This window comes from Intrasporangium chromatireducens Q5-1, assembly GCF_000576575.1.
GTDB lineage: Bacteria > Actinomycetota > Actinomycetes > Actinomycetales > Dermatophilaceae > Intrasporangium_A > Intrasporangium_A chromatireducens.
The window spans coordinates 1-1,995 of the sequence record NZ_AWQS01000422.1; the positions used below are offsets into that span (position 1 = coordinate 1).

2 protein-coding genes are annotated in these 1,995 nt (G+C 75.3%); one reads left to right on the top strand and one right to left on the bottom strand.

Annotated elements, in window-relative coordinates; genetic code table 11:
• The coding region (locus N864_RS21840; RefSeq protein WP_162164566.1) for a GAF domain-containing protein at positions 1-726 on the bottom strand (726 nt) is incomplete at its 3' end.
• Positions 727-862: 136 nt separating this feature from the next.
• Here N864_RS21840 and N864_RS21845 point away from each other — a divergent pair.
• Positions 863-1,995, top strand: a 1,133-nt coding sequence (locus N864_RS21845) for an AMP-binding protein (protein WP_034722462.1), incomplete at its 3' end; no start/stop codon positions are given.

Genomic DNA, 1,995 nt, shown 5'->3' on the forward strand with positions numbered 1-1,995 from the left:
GGCCCGGTCGGCCTCGTCGGCCCGGTCGGCCCGGTCGGTCCTGACGCGCGGTGCGGTGGCCTCGCCGCCCCACAGCCGTGCGGACAGCTCGGCGATCCGGCGGCGGAGGGACGGGTCGGGGACCGCCGCGATCGCCTCGTCAAGCTCGGCGCGCAGACTGGCCCGGTCCGGCTGCACCCGAGGCGCCGCACCGACCCGAGGCGGGACGACCAGCGGCCCGCCACCACCGGGGAGGGCGCGGACGCCCCGGCGGACCCGTTCGGCGACGATCACGTCGCGCTCGATCGCCCGGCTGACCCCAACGGCCTGCCCGACGACGGCTCGGGTCAGGGGGACGTCGGCCCGGCTGGCGACATAGAGCAGCCCGCGCAGGTCACCCTCGACGACGACCGGCACCGCGAGCACAGTGGCGATCCGCTCGGGCGCGACCGCATCGTCGTAGTCGTGGACGATCTCCGCCGAGCCCAAGTAGTCACGGATCATGACCGGCCGACCGAGGGCGAGCGCCTTGCCCCCGAGTCCCACCCCGGCGACGACGCGCAGGCCGGCCAGCGAGCGACCGAGATTGCCCTCGAGGCTACGGATCCCGACCGCCGCGCGGCCACCGCGTCCGGTCTCGACCGGGCCGCCGAAGACGAGGTCCGCGCCGGAGGTGACCCGGAGGCGCCGCACACCTCGGGCGATCGCGGCCTCGAGCTCATCGCGTGCCAGCAGCCGGGGCGTCATGGCACGACGGTAGGCGGCCACGCGCCCACTCGTCTGTGGAGGCCACCACCTCCGAAGGGAGGTATGCGTCACAGCGAGGCACACCCCATACTCCTCGGAACGGCTGCCCTCGGTCCCGCCTGCAAAGGAGCCCGCCATGACGACCCTCATCGCCGACGACGTCGCCCGCTCACTCGCCGAGTACGGCCAGCCGGACGCGTGCGCGGCCGAGCTGCTGTGCGACCGGCATCCCACGGACGCGGTCGCCTTCCGCGTCGTCGACCCCGACCTCACCGTCACCGAGCTGACGTTCGGCGAGCTGCGGGAGCGGTCCGAGCGGTTCGCCGCCGCCCTGGCCGGGCTCGGCGTCTCGGCGGGCGAGGCCGTCGGCGTGCTCATGGGCAAGTCCGCCGACCTGCCCGCGATCCTGCTGGGCATCTGGCGACTCGGCGCGGTGCACGTGCCGCTCTTCACCGCCTTCGCCGCACCCGCCATCGCGATGCGCCTCGAGGGGTCGGGGGCCAGGGTCGTCGTCGCCGACGCGAACCAGGTCGACAAGCTCGCGGACGCCGGCCCCGGCGGCGCTGGGCGACAGGTCGTGCAGGTCGGCGGCGACCGGCCGGCGCGGGACGGCTGGCACCGGTACGAGGACCTCGTCGCGGCCGACGCTGACCTGCCGGCGATGGAGCCGGCGCGGCTCGGACCGGACGCACCCCTCGTCGTCCTCTTCACCAGTGGCACGACCGGCGCTCCGAAGGGCGTGCCGGTGCCCGTCCGGGCGCTCGCCGCGCTGACCCGCTATGTCGTCGACGCCCTCGACGTCCGCTACGAGGACGTGTTCTGGAACGCCGCGGACCCGGGCTGGGCCTACGGGCTCTACTACGCCGTGCTCGGCCCGATGGCGCTCGGGCGGGAGAGCATCCTGCTGCATGCCGGCTTCAGCCCCGAGCTGACCTGGCGGGTGCTCGACGAGCTCGGCGTGACGAACTTCGCCGGGGCCCCGACCATCTACCGCGCGCTGCGGGCCGATGCCGCCTCGGCGGGACGGTCGGTGCGGCTGCGCCGGGCCTCGTCGGCGGGGGAGCCGCTCACGCCGGAGGTCGTCTCGTGGTCGGCCGACGCCCTCGGCGTGACCGTGCGCGACCACTACGGGCAGACCGAGCACGGGATGGTCGCGACGAACGCCTGGCGCGACGAGCTGCGCGAGGAGATGCCACCGGGGTCCATGGGCCGCGCGCTGCCCGGCTGGTCCTGCGCCGTGCTGCTCGAGGACCGCGACGAGGTGGCGCC